This window comes from Pseudomonas sp. 10C3 (assembly GCF_036346185.1).
Taxonomy (GTDB): domain Bacteria; phylum Pseudomonadota; class Gammaproteobacteria; order Pseudomonadales; family Pseudomonadaceae; genus Aquipseudomonas.
The window spans coordinates 1-593 of the sequence record NZ_JASJVE010000072.1 but is presented as its reverse complement, the minus strand read 5'-3'; the positions used below and the strand labels follow the sequence as shown (position 1 = coordinate 593).

1 pseudogene is annotated in these 593 nt (G+C 62.2%); it reads right to left on the bottom strand.

Features of this window, described 5'->3' with window-relative positions:
* Window positions 1–593: pseudogene (locus tag QN399_RS26150) on the bottom strand (hypothetical protein); the annotation flags it as partial.

The window sequence follows — 593 nt, the reverse complement described above, 5'->3', positions numbered from 1 at the left end:
GGTATTGGCTCGCAGGTCGCCTCCGGTGCGGTAATGCTCCTGGCCAACGTTCGACAACCCGGAGGGGCCTCGATAGTCGAGGTGAGGCCGTCGCAGGCGTTCTGACATCTCCGGCAAGTCGGTCAGGCCGAATACGTAGTAGTTCTTGTTTCTCGCCTCTTGGTGGCGAATGAAGTGTGCATCGCCAAAGGCCCCCGGCAGCATGCTGCGCAGTTGTGCCAAGGCCCGCTGACGTTGGCGCATGTTCAGCGCCGGGGCTGGGCGTTCGGCGCCAGGGACCGGAATGTGTTGGGTTGCGTTTAGCGCCTGTTCCGCCACATCCACCGAGCCTTGCAGGTTTTCGTGGAAGCTGATCAAGGTCGCCGCGACGACTTTCAGGGTGCCGGTCAGGGTGTTGTTGAGGCTGCCGCTGTCCAGCAAACCCGCCAGTAAATGGGCGTCGAGCGTATTGAGTTGCTTGGCATCGACGGCGTCGCCGCTGACGGCCCCAAGCAGCGCGTTCGGCCGAAACAGACCATTGCCGCCATTGATATCTGCGACCGTGGGCTGAACATACGGCGCGTCCATATCTTGCTGTGCGAGGTCGGGCCACA